The organism is Mesomycoplasma hyorhinis ATCC 17981 (assembly GCF_000383515.1).
Classification (GTDB): Bacteria; Bacillota_I; Bacilli_A; order Mycoplasmatales; family Metamycoplasmataceae; genus Mesomycoplasma; species Mesomycoplasma hyorhinis.
This window is the reverse complement of the sequence record NZ_KB911486.1, coordinates 1-22,216: the sequence shown is the minus strand read 5'-3', so window position 1 is coordinate 22,216 and position 22,216 is coordinate 1. Positions and strand designations below refer to the sequence as shown.

The 22,216-nt window shown below is 24.6% G+C and carries 22 protein-coding genes and 1 tRNA gene; 11 read left to right on the top strand and 12 right to left on the bottom strand.

Going from position 1 to position 22,216, the window contains the following annotated elements; genetic code table 4:
* Positions 1 to 54 precede the first annotated feature (54 nt).
* From F801_RS0100685 to F801_RS0100655, 7 genes are all read left to right on the top strand, one after another.
* A complete protein-coding gene (locus tag F801_RS0100685) occupies positions 55 to 990 on the top strand; it encodes an ABC transporter ATP-binding protein (RefSeq protein ID WP_013302149.1) in 936 nt (311 codons plus the stop codon).
* Positions 991 to 1,066: 76 nt separating this feature from the next.
* Complete coding sequence (prfA, locus tag F801_RS0100680) at positions 1,067 to 2,152, top strand: peptide chain release factor 1 (RefSeq protein WP_027332462.1); 1,086 nt, start codon at positions 1,067 to 1,069, stop codon at positions 2,150 to 2,152.
* The gene (gene prmC, locus F801_RS0100675; protein ID WP_020104482.1) at positions 2,136 to 2,867 is read left to right on the top strand and encodes a peptide chain release factor N(5)-glutamine methyltransferase; all 732 of its coding nucleotides are present in this window, start codon (positions 2,136 to 2,138) and stop codon (positions 2,865 to 2,867) included. The genes prfA and prmC overlap by 17 nt, the downstream gene beginning before the upstream one ends.
* Before the next feature lies 1 nt (position 2,868).
* Entirely contained in the window at positions 2,869 to 4,314 is a 1,446-nt protein-coding gene (gltX, locus tag F801_RS0100670; RefSeq protein WP_014335485.1) for a glutamate--tRNA ligase, read from the top strand.
* Positions 4,305 to 4,700, top strand: a complete 396-nt coding sequence (locus tag F801_RS0100665) for a hypothetical protein (RefSeq protein WP_014335484.1) — start codon at positions 4,305 to 4,307, stop codon at positions 4,698 to 4,700. Before gltX ends, F801_RS0100665 begins: the two co-directional genes overlap by 10 nt.
* 1 nt (position 4,701) lies before the next feature.
* Positions 4,702 to 5,229: a tRNA (cytidine(34)-2'-O)-methyltransferase gene (locus tag F801_RS0100660; RefSeq protein ID WP_014335483.1), complete on the top strand. Its 528-nt coding sequence runs from the start codon at positions 4,702 to 4,704 to the stop codon at positions 5,227 to 5,229.
* On the top strand, positions 5,216 to 5,986 hold the full coding sequence (locus tag F801_RS0100655; protein WP_014335482.1) for a TrmH family RNA methyltransferase: 771 nt from the start codon (positions 5,216 to 5,218) through the stop codon (positions 5,984 to 5,986). The genes F801_RS0100660 and F801_RS0100655 overlap by 14 nt, the downstream gene beginning before the upstream one ends.
* Before the next feature lie 5 nt (positions 5,987 to 5,991).
* On the opposite strand, the gene F801_RS0100650 is transcribed toward F801_RS0100655, so the two are convergent.
* A tRNA-Trp gene (locus F801_RS0100650) sits at positions 5,992 to 6,066 on the bottom strand.
* Positions 6,067 to 6,147: 81 nt separating this feature from the next.
* On the opposite strand from F801_RS0100650, the gene F801_RS0100645 reads away from it, so the two are divergent.
* The 3 genes from F801_RS0100645 to F801_RS0100635 all read left to right on the top strand — a co-directional run bounded on the left by F801_RS0100645 (position 6,148) and on the right by F801_RS0100635 (position 8,290).
* Positions 6,148 to 6,741, top strand: a complete 594-nt coding sequence (locus tag F801_RS0100645; protein ID WP_014335481.1) for a chromate transporter — start codon at positions 6,148 to 6,150, stop codon at positions 6,739 to 6,741.
* A complete protein-coding gene (locus tag F801_RS0100640; RefSeq protein WP_014335480.1) occupies positions 6,719 to 7,384 on the top strand; it encodes a chromate transporter in 666 nt (221 codons plus the stop codon). Before F801_RS0100645 ends, F801_RS0100640 begins: the two co-directional genes overlap by 23 nt.
* A gap of 78 nt (positions 7,385 to 7,462) precedes the next feature.
* A complete protein-coding gene (locus F801_RS0100635) occupies positions 7,463 to 8,290 on the top strand; it encodes an MAGa7180 family putative nuclease (RefSeq protein ID WP_014335479.1) in 828 nt (275 codons plus the stop codon).
* A gap of 28 nt (positions 8,291 to 8,318) precedes the next feature.
* Here the strand turns inward: F801_RS0100635 and F801_RS0100630 are convergent, their stop codons facing one another.
* The 11 genes from F801_RS0100630 to F801_RS0100570 form a co-directional block, all read right to left on the bottom strand.
* Complete coding sequence (locus F801_RS0100630) at positions 8,319 to 11,705, bottom strand: type I restriction enzyme subunit R domain-containing protein (protein WP_014335478.1); 3,387 nt, start codon at positions 11,703 to 11,705, stop codon at positions 8,319 to 8,321.
* A gap of 20 nt (positions 11,706 to 11,725) precedes the next feature.
* A complete protein-coding gene (locus F801_RS0100625) occupies positions 11,726 to 14,446 on the bottom strand; it encodes a type I restriction-modification system subunit M (RefSeq protein ID WP_015084138.1) in 2,721 nt (906 codons plus the stop codon).
* A 234-nt stretch (positions 14,447 to 14,680) separates the two neighbouring features.
* Positions 14,681 to 14,731, bottom strand: a complete 51-nt coding sequence (locus tag F801_RS04525) for a hypothetical protein (RefSeq protein WP_372237453.1) — start codon at positions 14,729 to 14,731, stop codon at positions 14,681 to 14,683.
* Between the two features lie 33 nt (positions 14,732 to 14,764).
* Positions 14,765 to 15,232, bottom strand: a complete 468-nt coding sequence (locus tag F801_RS0100610) for a hypothetical protein (RefSeq protein ID WP_014582519.1) — start codon at positions 15,230 to 15,232, stop codon at positions 14,765 to 14,767.
* A 149-nt stretch (positions 15,233 to 15,381) separates the two neighbouring features.
* Positions 15,382 to 15,801, bottom strand: a complete 420-nt coding sequence (locus tag F801_RS0100600; protein ID WP_080563483.1) for an AAA family ATPase — start codon at positions 15,799 to 15,801, stop codon at positions 15,382 to 15,384.
* A gap of 195 nt (positions 15,802 to 15,996) precedes the next feature.
* On the bottom strand, positions 15,997 to 16,380 hold the full coding sequence (locus F801_RS0100595; RefSeq protein WP_014582518.1) for a hypothetical protein: 384 nt from the start codon (positions 16,378 to 16,380) through the stop codon (positions 15,997 to 15,999).
* A gap of 100 nt (positions 16,381 to 16,480) precedes the next feature.
* Entirely contained in the window at positions 16,481 to 17,062 is a 582-nt protein-coding gene (locus F801_RS0100590; RefSeq protein WP_196227755.1) for a helicase, read from the bottom strand.
* Between the two features lie 109 nt (positions 17,063 to 17,171).
* Positions 17,172 to 17,390, bottom strand: coding sequence for a hypothetical protein (locus tag F801_RS0100585; protein ID WP_020104480.1), 219 nt, complete (start codon positions 17,388 to 17,390; stop codon positions 17,172 to 17,174).
* A 70-nt stretch (positions 17,391 to 17,460) separates the two neighbouring features.
* Positions 17,461 to 18,993: a methionine--tRNA ligase gene (gene metG, locus F801_RS0100580; protein ID WP_014335477.1), complete on the bottom strand. Its 1,533-nt coding sequence runs from the start codon at positions 18,991 to 18,993 to the stop codon at positions 17,461 to 17,463.
* Position 18,994: 1 nt separating this feature from the next.
* A complete protein-coding gene (locus F801_RS0100575; protein ID WP_014582517.1) occupies positions 18,995 to 19,768 on the bottom strand; it encodes a tRNA1(Val) (adenine(37)-N6)-methyltransferase in 774 nt (257 codons plus the stop codon).
* Positions 19,755 to 20,762 carry a nicotinate phosphoribosyltransferase gene (locus tag F801_RS0100570; protein ID WP_014335476.1) on the bottom strand — a complete coding sequence of 336 codons (1,008 nt, stop codon included), beginning with the start codon at positions 20,760 to 20,762 and terminating at the stop codon, positions 19,755 to 19,757. Before F801_RS0100570 ends, F801_RS0100575 begins: the two co-directional genes overlap by 14 nt.
* Before the next feature lie 719 nt (positions 20,763 to 21,481).
* Between F801_RS0100570 and F801_RS0100565 the strand changes: the two genes are divergently transcribed.
* Positions 21,482 to 22,024: a variable surface lipoprotein gene (locus tag F801_RS0100565; protein WP_027332460.1), complete on the top strand. Its 543-nt coding sequence runs from the start codon at positions 21,482 to 21,484 to the stop codon at positions 22,022 to 22,024.
* Positions 22,025 to 22,216 lie beyond the last annotated feature (192 nt).

Below are 22,216 nucleotides of genomic sequence, written 5' to 3'. Positions count from 1 at the left end.
AACGAAAACAAAGAAATAACTTATAAAACAAGCACTTTAGTACCAAAGGATAATATGAAAAAGAATAAATTTACATCATTAATAACTAATTTTTTTAAAAACTTCACAAGAAGTAACAAATCTGAAAAAGTAAATGAAATTATTGCTAAGAATCTAAATTCTGATTTTCAACTTTCTAAAAAACAATTAAAATTAGTTCGATGAGCAAATAATCACCCTCTTCCTAAATCCAGCAAAAAAATTAGTAAAAATACAGCTGATAATATCATTGAATTTTTTAAAGTTTCAAAATATTATTTATTTGGTTCTGTAGTTGCTGAAGTTTTTAAAGATATAAGTTTTAGTATCAAGAGAGGTGAATTTGCAATTTTGTATGGAAAATCAGGTTCAGGTAAATCCACAATACTAAATTTAATGTCAGGACTAGATCGAGCATCTGGAGGTGATATTGTTGTTGCAAATGAAAATTTATCTTATTTAACAAATGCCCAATTAACTGAATTTAGAAGAGATAATATTTCCTTTATTTTCCAAAACTATAATTTACTTCAAAGTATAAACGGATACGATAATGTCCAAGTTGGTTCGCATTTACAAAAAGACAAAGACAAAAAAATAGACATTGCCCAATTATTTAAAGAATTTGAAGTAGATGAAATAAAATTTAAATATCCATCACAAATGTCAGGTGGGCAACAACAAAGAATTTCCATTTTAAGAGCATTAGCTAAAAACGGAGAAATCATTTTTGCTGATGAACCAACAGGTGCTTTAGATGAAAAAAATACTGCAATTGTTTTAAAAGTTTTAAAATATATTAATGAAAAATATAAAACCACAATCGTTATGGTCTCACATGATATATCAATGATTCCACTAGCTGATAGAATTATTAAACTAGAAAATAAACAAGCTAATATTATCGAACAAAAAGGTGTAAGTTTCGAAGAATTTTTAAAATTAAAAGATAATCCAGAAAATAAAGCATAAAAGACTAATTTTGTTCAAAAATGAAGTAAAATTACTTAACTTTCAAAAAATAAAATTACAAAATAAAGGATCAATTATGGAAAAAAGTATGTTAAACTCGTTAAATTCAATCAAAGAAAAATACGAGCATTTATCTAATCAATTATTAGATCCAGAAATAGTTTCTAATATTAAAGAATATACAAAAATCAACAAAGAATTAGCTTCGATTGAAAATATTGTTCTTGCATTTAAAAACTATTTAAAACAAGTTTCCATAATTGAAGATTCTAAAAAATTACTCCAAGAAAAAGATGTAGAAATTCATAATTTAGCCAAAGAAGAAATCACTTTAGCTACAAAAAAAATCGAAGAAATTGAAAAAGAATTAGTTGTATTACTACTTCCTAAAGACGAAAATGACGATAAAAATGTTATTGTCGAAATTCGTGGAGCTGCAGGTGGTGATGAAGCAAATATCTTTGTCGGTGATCTTTATAAAATGTATTTAAAATGAGCAGAATCTAAAAAATGATCTGTTAAAGTTTTAAATTCCTCACTAGCTTCTGCTGGTGGATTTACTCAAATTGTTTTTTTAGTAAGCGGTGATAAAGTTTATTCAAAACTAAAATTCGAATCCGGCGTTCACCGGGTACAAAGAATTCCTGAAACCGAAACTCAAGGAAGAGTGCATACTTCTACAACAACAGTTACAATAATGCCCGAAGTAGATGATGATATTCAAGTGGATATCAAAGCTCAAGATCTAAGAATTGATACTTATCGTTCTTCAGGAGCAGGTGGCCAATCAGTTAATACAACTGATTCAGCTGTAAGAATTACTCATATTCCTACTGGTCTTGTTTCTACTTCACAAGATGGTCGTTCACAAATCGCAAATAAAGAACTAGCTTTAAAGATTTTAAAATCTAAAATTTATAATCTAGAAGTCGAAAAAAAACAAGCAATTGAAGGTCAATTTAGAAAACTAGCAGGATCAGGAGCTCGTTCAGAAAAAATTAGAACTTATAATTATCCTCAAGATCGTGTAACTGATCATCGAATCAGCTTTTCAACTTCACTTAAAAATGTAATTGTAGGAAATTTAGATCCAATTATTGATGCTTTATTAGCTGAAGATAAAGCAGAAAGAATAGCAACTAGCTATGAACAAAAACAATAGTTATTTTACTAATAGAAAATCAGCTTTATTAAAAGAAAAACAAAGAAATAATTTAGAACTAATTATCAACCAAAAAGAAGCAAAATTACTAAAAACTAACATTCCAATTCAAAAAATCATTGGATTTGTTTGTATGCAAAATTTGCAACTTAAAATCAATAAAAAAGTTTTAATTCCTCGTTATGAAACTGAGGAATTAATTTTACAAGCATATAAGTACATAAATGGACAATCCACAGTTTTAGATCTTGGATGTGGATCTGGTTTTATTGGTCTTGCTATTGCTAAAAACACCAAAGCAAAACAAGTAGTTTTATCCGACATTGATTCACAAGCAATTTTACAAAGTAAAATTAATGCCAAATTAAACAAATTAAAAGTTAAAATTATTCAATCTGACTTATTTGATAATTTAAAAAAATACAAATTCGATGTAATTATTTGTAACCCACCATATTTGGATTTTGAAAAATCTAAATTAGATTCTTCTGTTTTAGATTATGAACCATGAAATGCTTTATTTGCAAAGCAAAAAGGTAATTATTTTTATCAAAAAATATTAAAACAATACAAAAGTTTTTTAAAACCCAAAGGTGTTATATTATTTGAAATTGATCAAACAAATTTAGAGTTTTTTAATAAATATTATCCAGAATTTAAGCTAATTTATGATATAAATAATAAAGTCAGAATAGCTGTTTATGAAAGTGAGTAAAATGTCAAAAGTAATAGATTTAACTAATAGAAAAATTCGTACAAGATATGCACCTAGTCCAACTGGATATTTACACATAGGTGGAGCAAGAACTGCGTTATTTAATTATTTATTTGCCAAACATTTTTTAGGTGATTTCGTATTAAGAATTGAAGATACAGATGTTGCAAGAAATGTAGTAGGTGGAGAAAAATCTCAATTAGATAATTTATTGTGGTTGGGCATTATTCCAGATGAATACCCAACTAAAGAAAATTCAAAATATGGTTTTTATCGTCAATCACAAAAATTAAAAAGATATTGAGATTTAGCACATCAACTAATAGCACAAAAAAAAGCTTATTTAGCATTTGATTCACCAGAAGAAATTCAACTACAAAAACAAGAACAAGAAAAAAAAGGAATTTTTAGTTTCAGATACGATAGAAACTGGTTAAAAATTTCACAACAAGAAAAGCTAAAGCGCTTTAAAAACAAGCAATTTTCTGTTCGTTTAGCTTTAGAAAAAAATAAAGAATATGCTTGAAATGATATAGTAAGAGGTCCTATTAAAGTCAATTCTAATGACATTGGTGATTGAGTTATTATAAAATCTGATGGGTATCCAACGTATAATTTTGCAGTGGTTGTAGACGATCATGATATGGAAATTACTCATGTATTAAGAGGTGAAGAACATATTTCTAATACTCCAAAGCAATTAGCTGTTTATGATGCTTTTAATTGAAATCATCCACATTTTGGTCATCTTACAATAATTACAGATCAAAATGGTAAAAAGCTATCAAAAAGAGATAAAAGTTTATTTCAATTCATTGAAGATTACAAAAATGAAGGTTATTTACCACAAGCTATTTTTAATTTTTTAGCTTTATTGGGTTGAACTTCACAAGATGCTAAAGAATTAATGAAAAAAGAAGAACTTATTTCAGCTTTTTTAGCTGAAAGACTCTCAAAATCACCTTCTAAATTTGATACAAAAAAACTAGAGTGATTCTCAAAACAATATTTTAAAGAACTAACTAATGAACAAATTAAAGAAAATATAGATATTAAACTTGAAAATATTTCAGCAGATTGATTGGATTTTGCTATTGATACTTACAAAGCAAGTTGTACAACTTATAAAGATTTAGAAAAAGAAATTAACTCATTTGCTCAAATATTGCAAACTTGTCACAATGAAAAAGACCAACAACTTTACGAACAAATTGATGATAGTTTACTCAAAACATTTACTTCATTTATCGATTGGGATAATTTTACTGTTGCAATGTTAGAACAAGCAATTGAATCAACAAAACAAGCTAGCAATTTAAGTGGTAAAAAGCTTCTTTTACCAATTAGAATAGCTACAACTCTTCGTTCTTCTGGACCTGAATTAGCTAAAGTTATTTGATTACTAGGTAAAGAACTAATTTCAAAAAGGCTTGTAAAATGAGAGTAAAATTTTCTTCTTTAATTAAAAGTCCACAAAGTGAAGATCAAAAAATAGCTTTTGAATCTAAACTTGAAAAAGAAGAAGAAATTAGCATCGATACACAAGAACCATTTACTAGTTATACATTTACAAATCCAGAAAACAAAGGTGTATTAAGAATAGAAATCTACAATAATAAAGCACTACTCATTACTGAATTTTCTACAATTGTTCTTGATAAAGAACAAAAACACACTATTGAATATAATACAACTTATGGTCAAATGTTTTTAGAATCATCACTTCAATTGCTTTCAAAAACAGAAAATGAAGTTAATATTCATTATAGTTTATATACTTTAAAAGGTGAATTAGTTGGACAATATTTTGTTGTTTTGGAGATAGAAAACTAAAATGATACATATAGTTTTATACCAACCTGAAATTAGTCCAAATACAGGAAATATTATCAGAAGCTGTTTTGCTACTAATGCAAAATTACATATTATTAAACCCATTGCTTTTGAATTAGAACCAAGATATTTAAAACGGCCAGCAGCTGGAAAGTTATTATCAGATATTGAACACGAAATTCATAGCAATTATGATGAATTTGTTAAAAAATACGGTGATAAAAAAATTTTTTACATCACAAGATATGCAACACAAACTTATTCTGATGTTGATTTTAAACAGATTAGAGATAATAATGAAGATATTTTTTTAATGTTTGGAACCGAATCAACAGGGATACCGAAATCCATTTTATCCAAAAATTTAAACACATGTCTTAGAATTCCGATGCAAGAAAAATCTAGATCACTTAATTTAGCTAATTCAGTTGTTATTGTCATTTACGAAGTATTAAGACAATTAAATTTTGAATCATTATCATTGTATGAAGTTCAAAAAGGAAAATACTTTTTAAATGAAGCAAATTAGTTCATTACAAAATCCAGAAATTAAATTTTTAATTAAGTTAAAATTAAAAAAATATCAACAAATTTACAACGCTTTTTTAGTTGAAAATATTAAAGATTTAGAACTAGCATTAGAATATAAAAAAGTTATAAAAATTTACACAACAAATGCTAATTTACAAATAAAATCCTTTAAAAATGAACAAATAATTCTCATTTCTCATTCAATTATGAAAAAAATTACTTCATATGAATCAGCTTCAGAAGTAGTTGCTTTGTGTAACAAATTAGATGTTGTAAAACTTGAAAACTTTTTGCAACATAAACGAATTGTCATTTTAGAAAATATCCAAGATCCAGGGAATTTGGGAACTATCATTCGTAATTGTTCAGCATTTGATTTTGCTTTAATTTATTCAGGCGTGGATTTTTATAACTCAAAGGTTATTAGTGCTTCAAAAGGTGCAATTTTTAAAACTCCAATTTTAAAAGTTGAAAATTTATCACAAATTTTAGATAAATTGCATCAAAATAATTTTGTTTCCATAGGAACATTTTTATCAAAAAAAGCTGCAAAAATAAAGGATTTTGTAATTGAAAATGAACAAAAATATGCCATTATTTTTGGTAATGAATCCAGTGGAATTTCAGCTGCATTAGAAAAAATAATTCAGAAACAAATTTATATTCCAATCGCATTTGAATCTTTAAATATCGCAAATGCCACTGCTATTTTACTCTATGAATTTTCAACTCAAAATTATGAAAAAAGGAAATAAAAAAATGGCAGAGGTGACAGGAGTCGAACCCGCAACACACGGGGTTGAAGCCCGTTGTTCTACCATTGAACTACACCTCTAAGGCCAAATAGTATTATACTTGATTTTTAAAAACTAAAAAGTTTTTCTTTATCAATTATAATTTTACAAAGAAAGAAAATATGAAAGTTAATTTATTTTGGAAAGTATTTTGATTCATTTTAAAAATATCTTTTATTAGTTTTGGTGGCGGTAATGCAATTATGCCAATTGCTAAAAGATATTCTGTTGAAAAATACAACTGACTCACTTCTGCAGAATTTGATGAAGTTGTTATTATGACGAATTTATTACCAGGACCTAGTGTTATACAAATGTTTTCGTTTGTAAGTATTAAAATGTTAGGTAAATTTAAAGGCATTTTAGCTACTACTCTTGCTTTATTTCCTCATATGCTATTTGCTTTGATATTAATTTATGCTTCAACTTACTTACCACCAAAATATTTACTAGTTATAAATATAGGAATAATGCCTGCTATTATTGGAATACTAATAGCATTTGGAGTTAACTACATAAAAACAAGTAAAAAAGAGTTGTCACTAGCTTTGGTAATTTTAATTTTTGCCTTTACTTTTTTATTTTGTATTTTTGTTCCTGCACCATTTAATTTGCCTGTTATTTCATTAGTAATTATTTTTATAATTTACATACTATTTGAGTTTGTTTATAAAAAAATAAGAAAGAAAAAAAATGATTTTAGTAATAATAACTAGTATTTTTTTACTGATAGTTATTTGCTTAATAGTTTTTGGAGGAGGGCAAGTTTTTATGCCTGTTTTCAACTGATTTTGACTATTTTTAGCAAATCAGTTTGGAACTCGAATAGATGAAAACAGAATACAAGAGATTTTTTCTATCACAAATTCTACACCAGGTGTTGTTTCATTAAAATTTGCAGCAGTTACTGGTTTAGTTGTAGCTAATAATGAGTGGTGAGGAATATTTTTATCTATATTTTTCTACTTTGTTTTTAGTTTACCAGCAATTTTGTTAGTTATTTTAGGTTTAAAAGTTTTAAAAAAGCATAAAAATAATCCTAGGTTTAAGAAATTATTTTCCTTATTTAAACCTGCGATCGCGGCTATTATGATTAGCTTAGCAATTCAATTATTCATTAGCATTTATTTTATTCAAATTTATTTTAATAAATCAATGGGACAATATGTTGGATATAGCGATATTACTTCATTAAAAAACACTTTTTTTACAAATTGAAGATATTATGTCTTACTAGTTTTTGTTCCAGTTTATACACTAGCTTCATTTGTAATGTATCGTAAAAAAGTACCTATTTTCTTTATTTTCTTAACAGGACTTGTTTGTGCATTTATAGTTTTTGAGCCTTGATTAACATAAAAAAGCAAACAAACTATAGAAAAAGTTTTTATTTTGTTCAATTTAAGAATTTAAAAGGAATTTTAATATAATAAAGATATGACAAGGAAGTTTTACAATAAAAAAGAATACTTTGTGGATTTAGAAAAAAAAGAAGTTATTCTTGAAAAAGAATTTCATAGAAAATTACTAAACAAAGAATTTGCTTTTAATACAGGATTTAAAAAAATAGGTGGTTCATCTATCGGAGAAGTTTTAGAAGTTGATGATTATTCTTCAGCCTTTAAAGCTTTTATTAGGCTAGCAAAATTAGATATGCCTATTTTAGATACTAAATACATTGATGCTGGGGTAGCTATTGAGCCTTTAGTAGTAGCTGCGATTGAGAAAAAATTAAAAGTAAAAGTCGAAGTGTTTCCTCCGCAAAAGTATAACTATGATTATTTTAAAGAAGATCCGATAATTGGGGGTATTCCTGATGGATTTATTCAAGAAAAACAACTTATAATCGAAATTAAGACAACAGGTGAAAAAAACTTTGAAAAATGAGGTAAAAACGGTGAAAATTTACCTCCAAAATACTTAAAACAAGCTCAGTTGTACGCTTACTTAAAAAAGGTAGATAGATTTGCTATTGTAGCAACATTTTTAAAAGAACAAGATTATATAGATCCTAAAAACTTTCCTATTGAAAAAAGAAAAATACAAACATATGCTTTTAATGTAAATAAAGAAGAAGTTGAAGATGATATAGTGCAAATTAAAGCTTGATATTTAGAACATACAACTTCTGGTGTTTCTCCGAAATTTAATTCTATAAAAGATGCTGAAATTTTAGAATATTTACTCTGTGAAAATGAAAAACAATGAATGAATTTGCTTGAAAAATGAAGAAAAGAAGGAAAAGTTAAAGTAGAAATTGATTAAATAAAAACCAGTTTTAACTGGTTTTTATTTAATCTTTTTTCCTACTTAATTTATCTGATCAATCTTCAAGTTCTCCTTGAAAATTTTTGTATAAGGCTATGCAACCTGTTGGAACATTTTCTTTATTTAATTCTTTTAAATATTGTTTATATTTGCCACAATCTCATATGCTTCGTATTTCTTCGTTTTTACCTAAATTAAAAATTTCATCTTTGGGTTTATTAAGTAATTCTCTGATTCAAAAATATTGAGAAAAACCAATAATTTCACATCAATTTTTAAAATTATATTCATTTTGTTTAATAACTTCTTGTTCTAAAAAATTTTCTAATGAAATTTCATTTGGTTGTGAGGTAAGAAAATCAGTTACTTTATCTATGTTGTGCTCTGCTCATTCTCTTTGGTCATCATCTTTAATTTCAAAAATTATTTTTTTAATTTCTTTTTCTAGTTCGTATGTATTATCTTGCTTTATTAATCTTTTAATTTTTTCTGTTGAATAAGTAAATTGATGAATATTATCCTTATTGATAATATCTTTACCAAAAGAAGAAATATAATCATTAATTAATCTTTCTTCTCCCATAATTGGAGACTCAAATTTATCAGCTTTTATTGATTTAAATCTTCTTTTTGCTTCTCTAACTAAAACTTCAAGTGCCTTTCTTTCTTTTTCTGTAATCTGCACATTTTCATTTACAAAATCTTGTTCTTCTTTGGTATCAACTAAATTTCTTAGTTGTAATCTGAAATAGTAAATTTTTATTCAGTATAGTAAAAACTGTTCTATTTGACTTTTAATAAGAATCTTATTATCTTGTTCTTCTTCACTTGGAATGCTTTCAAAACAAGGAATATCTCATAAATAAAACAATTTTTTGATTGCGTTAAAGTTCTCGTTTATTTGTTCTACCACTCAAAATATTTTATCTTTATCAAAATCTACAATGGAAACATCTGCATATTTAATGTTTCCATAAATATCAAGAGCATGAATTAAGTTTTTGTACATTTTAAATGGATTATTAAAGAACACAACATTACCATGAGGCTTTATATTGTTTAAAAATACTCTATTAGTTCTTGAAATCGCTTGAATCAAGTGCTCTTCTTCTAAATTTTTGTCAAAGAAAATTGTATTTATATATTTAGAATCAAAACCAGTAAGTAATTGATTCACCACAATCACTAAATCTAAATGGTCTTTACCATCGTTATTAAAATTTGTGCCGTTATCGTTAGAAGAAACTTGATAAGTATCCTTTTTAGCTAATCTTATAGTAAGATCTTTTTTGTAATTTCTAAAAGTTTCTATTGTTCAATTAGTATCAAAAAGATCATTATAGTTTTTTAATATTTCCTCAACTCCATTTTTTTTAAATTCTATTTCTTCGGCATCACCAGTGTACGATTCGTTAGGATCAAATAATGCGCTTACTTTAATTTTCTTATAGAAAGGACCATCTTCTTGACTTAAATATGACTGAAAAATTTTAAAATATGCAATTGCATCTTCAATTCTATTTGTTGCTAAGATAGCGCTAAATACATTTTCTTTAGCTATAAAACTATTTCAAGTTTTTAAAATATCTTTTACTACTAAATGTTTTCAAAGTCATTGTTCATCTTTATTTAGATAATTTGGCTCTAAAAACTTTTCAAATAACTTTTCATTTTTATCAATATCATCGTTATTTTTGTTTTCGAAGTGTAAAATGCTAAAGTAATCTTCGGAAAATTCTTTATCTGACTCTAATATCTGCTTTACTTTTTCTATTTTTGATATTTTTTTATGCTCATTAGCTTCATTTGGATTTCAAAAATCTTTTACAAAATCATAATTTAATTCACTTAAAATATCTTGCTCATATGCATATTTTCAAAAATTATAATCATTGAAAAAGACATACTTAAAACTATAACCCAGAACGTTATTATCAATAATCGCATTTTTCATAGTATAAGTGTGAAGAATTTTTCCGAAGATAATTTGTGAATGTAATTCACCTTTTTTATTAATTTCAAAAATAGGAGTTCCAGTAAATCCCATTCATACTGAATTGTAAAATGTTTTTTTAATATTTGCAGCAGTTTCACCAAAAACACTTCTATGTGATTCATCTAGTATAAAAACTATTCTTTTTGAATTAATTTTTTCTACTTCACTTGGAGAAAGTTCTTTAGCAATATTGTTTATTTTTTGATGAGAACTAATGTGTAATTTTTTACCACTATTTAAAAGAAAATCCTTTAAAGAAGAAGTGTATTTAGAATTAGTTACTTCTTCACTCCAATTTTTTGCAAAGTCGCTATAATTTTGAAATGTCTGATCAGTTAAAGCAATTCTATCAGCTAAAAAGACTACTTTATCTGCATAATTTTTGTCAATTAAAACTTGGGCAGTCTTAAAACTAGTTAAAGTTTTTCCTGAACCGGTTGCATGTCAAATTAATCCACATTTTTTAATAAAGTCTGTTTTATTATTTCAAATAGTATTATTATTCTTTTCGAATTCTCTAGTAATAGCTTCAATAGCTCAGTATTGATATGGTCTTAAAATTTTTATATCCTTATCATCAGAAGCTGAGTATATACCAACCAAATTATGAGATGTTGGAATATTTAAAAAACTTTGAACAATGTCTTTTCAATAAGTTATTTTTTCGTTTTTTTCGTCAGTCCACTTAAAAATAAAGTCTTTATTTACAATATCATCTGCATTATTTTTATTAGATGTATAAAACATTTCATTTTCATCCATTGCTACAAACATTTGAATAAGTGAAAAAATCCCTTGTTTATACACGCCAGCTTTATGATATGACCTTATCTGACCTAATGCATCTATTGCGTAATTATTTTTGCCTTTTAATTCTATTTGTATTACAGGAATTCCGTTAATCAAAAGAACAATATCAAAACGCTTATTTGCTCTTTTGTCTACAACTTGTTGTGCAATTTGATAAATAGTTTTACCTTGATTTACATCAGTTTTTGAAAATATATTCAAATATTTTGTTTTACCATAATCTGGATTAGTCTCTGGTGTTCCAGCATCTCTTGTAATACTTACTTCACCGTTTATGATAAATTGATTTTTTAAACCAACTGTATTTCTTTTATTGACTTTATCTAATATTTGTTCCATTTCTGAATCAGATAGTGGAATCGATTTTAATTCTCCTCTATTTCTAAAATAAATTATTTCTTTTCAATTTTCAATCAAACTTTGTTCATCTTTTCTCTTTAAAACATTATCAGAATATTTTTTTAAAACATCATTTAATTCCGAATTATTAAACGGATCAGAAATTTGTTTTAAAGTAATGTCTCTGTTTTCTCAACCATAATGTTTTAATAAAGAAATTAATTTTTCTTCAAATTTAGCTTCATTTTCTTCTGGTTTATATAACATAATTTCTCTTTTATAAATTTTTATTTCAAAATTTTTATAAGTTTATTTATAGCTATAGAATCTGATTCATTAGCATCAAGTTCTGATAATAAAGTAGCTAAATTTGCTTCATTTTCTTTTATTTCACTGTTTATATTTTCTAAAACATCTTCATATTTTTTGTGTAAATTTTCAAATCTAAAAACAAAATCTAAGATTATTTTTTTAGATTTAGATTTTAGATTGTTTATTATAAGATTGGTTCAGTTTGAAATTAAAATTTCTATAATTTCTTCATTTGTTAATGTTTGAAAAGTATTATAAGTTTGTGAAATTAGTTCTTTATTTAAATCTTTTATTAAATTATTAATATTGTTTTTATTATTTTCTAATTCATCTATTTGTAAGATTAGTGACTCGAGAGAATTATCTTCAATTTGTTGAGTTTTTAGATTTTTGGCTTCTTTTTTTATTTTTTTAGTACTAATTTTTCAAACGTCATCTTTTTCTTTAAAATCAAAGTACATATCTGTTTTATCTTCATCACTTATGGTCTCAATAATTGAATTAATTTCTTCTGAAATTTGATTAACTTGTTCTTCATATTCTTGTCTTTGTTTTAATTTATCAACAAAAAATACTGAACTTATCATATCAGGATGGATAATTTCGTGATCTCAAGATTCTATTTCTTTAACAATTACTGCTTCTTTTAATTTTGTTTTTTTAGAAATTACTCTTTCTTTTTCTATTATTTGTGCTGTTGATTTAATGAAATCTAAAATTTCTTCATCTGTTTTGTCCAAAAATTTATTAAATTCAAAATACTCTAAATAATCGTTAATAACAAGTGATGAATTCATTAAAATTTGAAAAATGTCATATTTATCTAAGAAGCTAATTTCTTCTAATTGATTAAAAACAAAATTAATTATTAGTTTTTCTAATTCAATTTTATTTAGTGTTTTTAATGCATCTCAATTACTAAAATTTGTTTTAAATAGATTATATATTCTTTTTCCTAATGCGTCGTAAGAATTTAAATAACTTTGAACTGAAGAAGAATTAAATATTGTTTCTTGAATATTTTCTGGATCTTTAAATAGATAATAACCTTGTTTTTCTGTAGGTTTTAGTAATTGATTTTTGATATCTAAGAACTTTGTAAAAAATTCATTAAATTCATCTAACTCTGTTTCTGATATATTTCCGTAAATAGTAGAATATAAATCAAATTTTTCTTCTTTTTTGAAATTATCTAAGTATCTAGAAATATTTAAGTTATAGTCATTTTCTCTTATTTCGCTTACATCTACTAATCTTGAAAAATCTTTTAGTTCTATTTTGTTATTTACAGTATCAGCGATTTTTTTAATATGTGAAATTTCTAATTTGTTTTTCTTTCCTTCTTTTACAAACAATTTTGAAGCGTCTACAAATAATATTTGATTTTTTTCGTCATTAGTTTTTCTTTTTAAAATAACAATTATTGTTGAAATTGATGTACCATAAAAAATATCTGATGGTAAACCAATAATAGAATCAATCTCTGCATTTTCAATTAATCTTTCTCTTATTATTTTTTCGTTTCCACCTCTAAATAAAACCCCGTGTGGTAAAACTATAGCAACAATTCCATCTGGACTAATATGGTATAAATCATGTAGTAAAAAAGCAAAGTCAGCCTTAGCTTTAGGTGCTACTGCATAGCTTCTAAATCTTTTATCAGATTCAGCATTTTCTGTATCTCATTTTAATGAATAAGGAGGATTAGAAACAACAGAATCTACTCTTAAAGGTTCTGTTGAATTTATTTTGTCAATAGGTCAATCTTGTTTTAAAGTATCAGCATTTCTTGCATGAATTTCAGAAACATTAACTCCGTGCAAAATTAAATTCATTTTTGTTAATTTGTATGTAGATTCATTAATTTCTTGTGCATAGTAGGTGACTGAGTGTTTCTTTTTATTAAATTTTTGAAAAACTTCACCTATATTTAAAAGTAAAGAACCAGAACCTGATGTTGGATCGTAAATTTTAATATTGTCTTTGTGTTTTAAGTGAAAAGCTACTATTTCAGCCATTAATAAAGAAATTTCGTGAGGAGTGTAAAATTCACCTCCTTTTTTTCCTGCAGATGATGCAAATTTACCTATTAAATATTCATAAACAAAACCTAAAATATCATATTGTCCTTTTTTAACAGGAATATCTTTGATAATTTCAATAAGTTTTTTTAACTTTTTAGTTTGTTCAGCTTCATTTGTACTTAATTTGTATAACTCATCAGATAAAGTTTTAAAAATATTTTCAAATAAATTTTCACTTTTTCCTCTTAAGTTTGAATCAAAAGAGTTAATTGAACGATTTAGTAAACTAGCTGAAAAATTTCTTGCATTATCCTTCATTCAAGAAGAATATAAATACTGATGCTGGATAAAATAACCTAAATTTTTATTTGCAGATTCTTTTATTTCTTCGTATTCATTTTTAGAATAAGGACTTTTAATTGAACTATTATCTTCATAATAATCATCATTTAGTCATTGAATATCTTCGATATTTCCGTTATATTTTAAAAATCATTCTTCGAATCTTTGTGAAATAGTTTTATAAAAAATAAGTTCAAGTAAGAAATTTTTATACTCAGTAATTTCTAATGAACCTCTCATTTCGTTAGCAGCTTCTCAAATTTTGTTTCCAAGTTCTTGTTTTGTAAGTGTTTTATTTGTTTCTATTTGTGTATTTTTCTTTTTTGACATAATTTTTACTCCTTTGTTTAATTTATAATAGAGATTTTGGCTTTAAGATATATTTTATTTCCTTCTTATTTTTTTGGTAAAAATTTTTTTCATATTCATCCAAAAGTTTTAATTCTTCTTCATTATCTTCAAATTTAAGCGAAGACAGTATCTTCCAATCTGTTTTTGAAGGTCAATAAATTTTTAATCTTTTTTTGCCCTGGTAATTGCGGTGTAAAAAATATTGAATGAAATCTAATCGGTATTGTTATCTGGAAAAATAATTTTAACTGAATCATATTCTAATCCTTGAGCTTTATGAATAGAAACTGCATATGCCTATTCAAAAGGTAAATGCAATTTATTTGGTTCTTCATTATTGTATTTTGTAGTAATTTTTACAACAGTGTTTTTGGCATTTTTATAAATGGTTGACTTTAATATTTGTATATTATCAACTTCTGGACTGTTTTCTACTAAATCAATAGTTATACTTAATTCAATATCGAAATAGATTGTTTCATTTTCTGAAATATAAATATTAAGTATTTTACCTTTAGTGTATTGTGGAATAATATAATTATCTTTATCTTTATAAAATAATACAGGATCTCCCTTTTTAAATTTTTTAAAACCGAATACATATAATTTATTATTATTTTTATTTTGTAAATAATTGTTTATATTATTAATTCCAAATAAACCCCCATAATTTAATGTTAAAATTATTTCTTCCATTTGTTCTTCGGATTCTTCTACAAGTAAGTCTTCTAAGTTATTAATAAAATTATTGTTAATTAAGTACATATATATGTCTTTAAGTTGTTGATTTCTTTCAATATCTCTTAATTGCGTTATATTTATAAGATAGTTTTGTAAATGAAGTATGTTTTTATTTTCAATGGATCTTAAAATTACTTCTAATTTTCATAAATTAGTTTCTAAATCTTGAATTTTTAAATACTTTTAAATCAAGTCCCCAAACGAATTGATTCTATTTGTTGATTATCTCCTACAAAAATTAGTTGTTCATATTTTGCTTTTTGGAGTATATCGTTAATGTCATCGTTACTTATTACACTACATTCATCTATTATTATAACATTGTATTTAGTAGAATTGTCTGGGTCTGCTAGTTGTTTTTTAAATGATGATATTGTCAAAAATCGATCATTTGAACTATATTTTCCTATTTTTTGTTTCAAGTTATTTACACATACATTTGTTTGAGCCAAAAAAAGTTTTTTTCTACTTTTTGTGATTTCGCTTATAAATTTTAAAAGTAACGTTTTACCTGTTCCTGCTGGACCATATATAACACCAAGATTTGAATCATTAAAAATATTTAACAAAATTTCTTTTTGTTGATTATTTAAATTAGTAGAGCGGTTATCTTCTATTCACTGTTGAGCAAGTAGCTTATAATTTTCATATGTTGATCTTTTTGCAATCTCTAATATTTTGTTTTTTATTTTAATATATTTTGATGCGAAACCATCAATAAATAGATAATTGTTAAATATTCTTATTTTTTCATTTTCTGCATATGTTTTAGAAACTTTTAAAGCTATTTAGTTATTATAATTATTGATTAGTTTTTGTATATCATTGCTTTTTTCATCTTCTTTGTTTAATTTATAAAAAATCTTATTTTCAGTATGTGAATAGAGTTTTATTTTCGCTGCAAATCGTTCGGCTTTATATTCTTTTTGTTCATCCAAAATAAAATTTAAATTTTTATCTAGTGTTCATAAATTAGGAGGATTAAAATTCAAAGGAAAATCATTGAAAAGTTTAGCTTTTTTATTGATATTATCAAAACAATTAGATGTTGTACTATTTTTGTTATTTTCCGGTAAGAATATTTTAATATTTTTTCCTGTAAAGTTTGACAATATATATTTAATAACTATTATTCACTCATTATTTTTAATTTCTTTATTTAAATATTTCAAAAAATCTAATATAGGAGTATTTGTTTTATTAATTTTGAGTTTATTTTTTAAGTTTTCATAATTACTCTCATTAATTAAATCTAATAAATTTAAACTATATTTAGTTAAGTATGAACAAATTTCTTTTAGTTCTGATTGATTTATCGAAACTTCTTGTTTTTTTTATAGTATTTATGAAATATTTTATGTCGCTTTCTTGGATAACAATTTCATAAGCTGTTATTATATAAAAGTTTAACTGTCTGTCTTGTATTTCTATACTGTCCTCTATATAAGAAATTTTAGAAAAATAACCTAATTTAAAATCGATTTTACTATATGCAATTATATTATTTTTTTTATTTCTATAATCTAAATTATATTCTTCAATAGTTGAAAATGTGACTTTATAGTATAGACCATTTTTCTTTTTTCAAAAAATAGGAGTTTTATCAATTATAAAAATACTTGCAGTTTTTGTATTATTTTTAATTTGCTCATCTAACTTGTCTGCAATTTTTTTGTTATATTCTTTAACGTTTGAAATAACATATTCATTTAATATATCAAAATTTTCAATTAATTTAAGTGAAAATCTATTTCAAGCAATTTCTTTAATTTCACTTAAATAATTTAAAAAATAAAAGAATAATCTTTCAGAAGTATCGTTACTTTTCGCTGAATGTACGATATTTTTAGACAAGTCATCGTAAAAAGATGTCAAAAATTTATAGTCAGGCTGGTGTTTAATTCAATTTTTTGCTTTATTTCATATTTTTTCTTTATTAAATTTTTCTTCTACATTATTATCTTTAATATATATATATATATATATATATATATATATATATATAACTTCCAAATGAATCTACTAATTTCCTAAAATACTGTAAAGCATTTTTTAAATTCTCTACACTGTTTTCTTTACGAATTTTTTCAATATTTCTATCAATATCACTATTATTAATTTTAATTTGCTCAAGTAAATAATTTTTAATTTCTTCTATATCTACTTTATTATTTTTGTTCATATATTCCTTTTAATTATATTTAGATAAGTATAAATTGTTTACTCAAAATAATTTTATGTTATCAATTTTCCTATTTCATTCTCTCGAAAATAACTTTAGCTTTATCTAAAAATAGATTATCAAATTTAGAAAAATTCTCAACTTGATTTATATCATTTTTTTCTAGTTTTAAAATTTTTAAAACTTTTTGCGAAGTATTTTTTAAACATACAGATAATAAAGTGTTAACTGCATAAATTCCATTAATTAAAGTATTTAAAATAACTTCTAATCTATCTTTATTTGTTTCAGATCAAGGCTTTGTTATATCAATATAACCATTTAGTTTCTTTGATAATGAAAACACTTCTTTAAATGCCTTGTCTAATTCATAGTTATCAAAGTGTTTAATATAATTGTTTTTGGTTTCAATTATTGCTTCAAAAATTTGTTTATCTTCTTCTAAAAGTTCTTCTTTTTTGTATCTAACAGGTCTATCAAAGTTTTTAAATATCATTGTTATTGTTCTAGTAATTAAATTACCAAAATTATTAGCAAGTGTGGAATTATAAAATAAAGTTAAATTTTCTTGATCGAATATTCCATCAGAACCTACAGGAATTTGACTAGCAAAAAAGAGTTTAATAACTTCTTTATCATATTGTTCTAGTAATTTAATTGGATCAACAACATTTCCTTTAGATTTAGACATTTTACCTTCATTTGTAATAATTCAACCGTGAGATAAAATTGAAGTTGGTAATTTTATGTCTAAAGATTTTAAAAATATAGGTCAGTAAATACAGTGAAATCTAGTTATTTCTTTTCCTACAATATGAAGAATCTGATCACCATTTTTTCAATATTTTTGATAATCTTGATCATTTTCTAAATCAAAGTTCAAAGCAGTAAGATAATTAAATAAAGCATCTAATCAAACATAAATTGTGTGTTTTTGATCTGATATTACTTTAATTCCTCATTCAAGATCTGTTCTTGTTACTGAAAGATCTTCTAAACCTTTTTCTAAAAAGTTTTTTTCTAATTCATTTTGAATTTTTTTATTAATAACAAAATTAGGATTTTCTTTTCAATAACTAAGTAATCAAGGAGCAAACTTTTTCATATTAAAAAAGTAAGTTTCTTGTTCAAAGTATTCTAATAAATTATCACTTACAGGATGATAGTATTTTCCATTTTTTAAAACAGCTTGTGTTGGAGTTAAAAATTCTTCATCACTTATTGAATACCATCCACTATATTTTCCTTTATAAATTAAACCCTTTTCTAACATTTTTTCAAAAATTTGTGCAACTATTTTTTTGTGTTTGTCTGAAGTTGTTCTTGAAAAAAAATCGTAATCTATATCTAATTTTTGCCAAAGATTTTCAAATTTTTTTACAACTTGATCTACAAAAATTTGAATATCTAATTTATTTTGCTCTGCTTTTTGTTGGATTTTTAAGCCATGTTCATCTGAACCAGTTAACATTTTTGTATCAAAACCCACTAATTGCTTGTATCTTTTAATCACTCAAGCAAGTGTTGTTGTGTATAAATGACCAATGTGTAAATCTCCAGAAGCGTAGTAAATTGGAGTAGTTACATAAAAAGTTTTCTTCATTTTACTTCCTTTTTATAGGTTTGTAGAGTTTTTTTATTTCTTTACGATAAATGTGTAGCTTTTTGTTTTGTGGATGTAAATATAAATTTGGTAAATAATGAGTACCTCAAGTAGCAGCAAAAACAGATTCAATCAAAACAAAAGAAGGTTTTGTATTGATTCTAGCAAAAATAAATTGAATTTTTTTAGGTTCGAATTTATATTTTCTTAATAATTCAATTACATCCACCAATCTTTCAACTGGTAAAACCATAGATAAGATACCTTTTTGTTGAATTATTTTAGAAGAACCCAAAATTATTTGTTCTAAATTAATACTTATTTCATATATTGCTTTTTTTAGTTCTTCACTTATTTGTTTTTTTACATTTTTAGTACCTAATTTGTAATATGGTGGATTGGTAAAAATTAAATCATATTTTCTTTTTTGTAACTTTGTATGTTCTTTTCAAAAATCATTAAAATCTTGAGTTATCAAATTAATTTGTGCTTCTTTTTTGTTCAAAATGACATTTTCTTTAGCTAATTCAATTGCTTTTTGCTGTATATCAATAGCATCTATTAATAAATTTGAATCCCGTTCGGCTACAAAGATTGCAAGAGCTGCATTGTTTGTGCCAATTTCTAATGAGTTTTTTATTTTTTTGTTCAAACTTATAAAATTACCCAGCATTATGGTATCTACTGAGTAATTAAACATTGTTTTATCTTGATAAACAAATAAATTTGAATCAAAACCTAAAGAATTTTTAATTACATTTTTATTTTTTATCATTTTTGTATTCTTTGAGTTTAGGATTAAAGCTATAACCACGTCCAAATTTAGCAATTTTTTTGTTGTTAATCATTGTTGCATCAGCACTAAAATGTACTTTGATTTCAAGCATATATTCACCTACTCCATATGAATCTACTGGCGCATTTTGTGCTTCAAAATCAGCAATTTTTTTAGCATTAAATCCTGAAGAAACAATAATTTTTACATTTTTACCATCGTTTTCATCTAGAGCTTTTCTTAATCTTTTAATTTGTTCTACAGTAACTCCGTATTGATTTTCGCCTTCTTTAAACATTTTATCTTGTACAGCTGCTGAAGTATCTACTCTTACTCCGTAAAGTTTTTTGCCAAAACGTTTTAAGACTTTTAAAGAATCACTAATTACATCGTTGTTAAAATCAACTAGTGCTATTAAGTCAAGTTCAGGAAATAGTTGATGATAGTATTCAAGTGCTTTGACTAAATCTCCTTCAAAAGATTGAATAAGTGCATGCGGTATTGAGCCAAAAATATCTTCTAAATTTTTTCTAGCTCCTGCTTCTGTACTATGTGTTTTTATTCCTGCAACTTCAGCTGCTAATCCATCTATGTGTTGATTTAAATAGTGATCAGCACGATCCGCCATATATATTATGTCTTTACCTTTAGCTGCTTGAATACATTCGTGAGCATTTGTAGCTATTGAAGAAGATCTAGCTAAAATACCATCAATTACACCTTCAAAAACTCCAAAATCTTGATAATGACCTTCAAGTTCTAAAACTACCTCTCTTGGTTGAACAATGCTTCCATCTTCTAAATAACGAATTTTATATTTAGAAGTATCTGTATGATCTTCTAAAAGTTTTAAAACTTCTGTCATACCAGCTAGCATTGTATTTTCTCTCCTTTGAAAAAATTGTAAAACTACAATTGCGTTTGGATTGAATTTCTTAATTACCTCTTCTGCTCTAAAAAAGTAATCGGATATGTATTTTTTAATATTTTCCATGTTATTCCTGTTAGTAAATTATTTATTTAAAATTTTAACTTAATAAAATAATTTTTTTGAAAAATATCCTTTATTTTCTTTATTTTTGTATTTGTAAATATATCTTTAAAAATATCAAAATATATTTTGATAATTTACTATTGTTAAAGGAACTTAATAAAAATTAATAGTATTAAATTTTTTAATATTTAAAAATTAATTAAAAATAATTTATTAATTATAAAAATAAATAATTAAATTAATACTTTTGTAAATTGATTTTAAAAGTAATGATTAAAAAATAAAAGAAAAAAGAAATTGTACAAATAAATAAATAAAATAAGACAAAAAATTAGCTTTAATAAAAATACTACTACTATTATATAAAGAAAACCAAACCTAATTGATATTGAATTAATACTTAGTTAGAAATTATAATTAAGATTACATAAATATTAAGGATTGAATATAGAAATCAAAAATTTTCAAAAATAATTTAGATACAATTTTTTTATCTTTAATTATATTTTTAAAAAAAAATTTCTTGAATTATTTTAAAAATTATTAAATTTGTAAATTTTTTTCATATTTGCAAAAAAAAAAAAAAAAAAAGACTGGGACAATTTTTCTGTAAAACTCTGCAAAGATTTTTACAAATAACAACAATTCACACAAATAATAATCACCTCTTTTATTTTTGCTTTTATTTTAAATTTAAATAAATAATGAATTGAGGAAAAGTGAAAAAATCGATATTTTCAAAAAAATTATTAGTTAGTTTTGGTTCACTTGTTACTTTAGCGGCTATTCCTCTAATAGCTATTTCATGTGGTCAAACTAATACAGATCAATCACAACAACCAGGATCTGGTTCTACAACTGGGGGTCAATCTGGAACAACCACTGGAACTGGCTCAACAACAGGCGGTCAAACAGGATCAGAATCTGGTACTACAACTGGGGGTCAGACTGGAACAACAACAGGTGGACAATCAGATTCAACTTCAACAAGTAAAGAACAAGGATCATCAGATTCAACTTCAACAAGTAAAGAACAAGGATCATCAGATTCAACTCCAACAAGTAAAGAACAAGGATCATCAGATTCAACTCCAACAAGTAAAGAACAAGGATCATCAGATTCAACTCCAACAAGTAAAGAACAAGGATCATCAGATTCAACTCCAACAAGTAAAGAACAAGGATCTTCAGATTCAACTTCAACAAGTAAAGAACAAGGATCTTCAGATTCAACTTCAACAAGTAATATGAATACTAGATAATAAAAAGCCAACAATTTTGTTGGCTTTTTATATAAAATAGATACAAAATTCTTCATTATAAATAAATAACAGTGTCTAAAATATAGATACTGTTATTTTGTTTTTAATTAAATTTGTAAAAAATTTTCTTGAATTATTTTAAAAATTATTAAATTTATAAAATTTTTTCATATTTGCAAAAAAAAAAAAAAA